The organism is Burkholderia puraquae, from assembly GCF_002099195.1.
In the GTDB taxonomy this organism is placed as follows: domain Bacteria; phylum Pseudomonadota; class Gammaproteobacteria; order Burkholderiales; family Burkholderiaceae; genus Burkholderia; species Burkholderia puraquae.
The window spans coordinates 1-1753 of the sequence record NZ_NBYX01000062.1; the positions used below are offsets into that span (position 1 = coordinate 1).

A 1753-nucleotide genomic window follows, 5' to 3' on the forward strand; every position below is an offset into this window, starting at 1 on the left:
TTGAGGTCTGGAACCGCGACGCCGGCATTGCGTGCCGCCTGGTCGATGGTTGCCTTCCATGCCTGCACAGTTCGCGTCGTGCCAACCTTCGGCGAAAACGCTTGCGAGTTGCCCGTTGCGGCTTTGCCGATCCATGCCAGCGGTTCGCGTTCCGTATTGAAGTTCGGGCCGGCGAGGAACAGCACGACGAGGTTCTCGTTGATCTGCGCATCCGTGGGCGGAAAGCTTGGCGCGTCCCAGTTGATCGCCCATACGGTCTTGTCGGGATTCGCCTGCAAGTAGTCCAGTGCCTTGTTCAGCGATGTAAAGCCCGCGTTCGCGCCGCCTTGGGTGATTTGTACGTCGGGGAGCGTGTCGCGACTCCACATTTTTCGGAAATGCGGGTTGCCGATCAAGAACGTCTTTCGAATCGAATCGCGCAAGTAGCTTTGCGAGTCGTCAACTCCGAGTCGATTCGGAATGGCAAGTTCGACACGAATACCCGCGAGTTCGCGCCAGTCCCTTTTATCGTCGGGGCTCACCGTGTAGAAGTATTTTGGGTTAGACGCATAGCGAGAGCTAAGCAGCAGAGGAAACATGTACATGTACTTGTGATAGAAGCCCTTGAACGTTTCCTTGCCTCTGTTGCCGTATGCGATACCTGCTACCGATTGCAGCGTAGTAAAGGACTTCGAATCGGTACGGACCATATCATCATTCTTGTTTGGCACGGCGAGTCCTTGCGTCCACAACAATTGCCATTCGGTGGGGTAGTCCATACGTTGCAATGGATTCAACCACATCAGGCCGACAACCTGCGCGACGAATGGCTTCGGCTGCGCTTCGAATACTGATGCTGCCTTCCCCGCGGGCTCCTGGACGGAGGCGGCGTATGCCGGACGCATGATGGCCGTGGTGAACAGAAACACAGCGAGCGCAGTCAGGCCAGGTACAACAAAAAATCGTTTCATCCAATCTCCGATTTCCAAATGGGCCGGGTCGGGTTGTTCTACGTATGCCATCAGCGACGCCATGAGCACGGTGGCGATGAGCCATGCCGAAAAGGCGGCGGCGACACGTCGCGACCGTGTGGCGACTAGCGTTTTCAAATCACGCCTTCAACCTAGAGGTAGCCTTGGCTCTGACTGATCCGTGCTGCGATCTCGTTCGCATGCAACGTGTTACGCACCGGTTTGCATCACCATGAATAACCCTGCATGCCGTAATCGGTATCGTGCCGGCGTCCCCACCACGGCAGATAGGCGTTGTTGCCGCCGCGCGCGCGGAACCAATCCTTGTTCGGATCGAGCGGCGTGAGTGTCGACGGCGGCAGGACGACAACCGCGACGGGATGTTCGGGGTCGGTCGTGCCGGCGACCAAGGCGTTGCCGCCGTAGTGATTGATCCGGCCGATCGCGAGCGCAACGTCGGTCAATGCGCTTCCGGTTCCCATGTCACCGAGTAGCGCGGCCGTGTTGAATGTCTGCTGCTGGTGGTCGTACTCCGGAAGCGATTCCGTCAAGGCCTGCGCGAGCGCGGCAATACGTAACGATGATGCATCACTGCCTTTGCCTGCGTCGTGGACGATGTACTTGAGGTCTGGAACCGCGACGCCGGCATTGCGTGCCGCCTGGTCGATGGTTGCCTTCCATGCCTGCACAGTTCGCGTCGTGCCAACCTTCGGCGAAAACGCTTGCGAGTTGCCCGTTGCGGCTTTGCCGATCCATGCCAGCGGTTCGCGTTCCGTATTGAAGTTCGGGCCGGCGAGGAACAG

At 58.6% G+C, this 1753-nt stretch carries 1 protein-coding gene and 1 pseudogene; both read right to left on the reverse strand.

The features are described 5' to 3' along the window. Positions 1-950, reverse strand: a 950-nt coding sequence (locus tag B7G54_RS37755) for a virulence factor (protein WP_085043689.1), incomplete at its 3' end; no start/stop codon positions are given. Positions 951-1177: 227 nt separating this feature from the next. Then, positions 1178-1753: pseudogene (locus tag B7G54_RS37760) on the reverse strand (virulence factor); the annotation flags it as partial.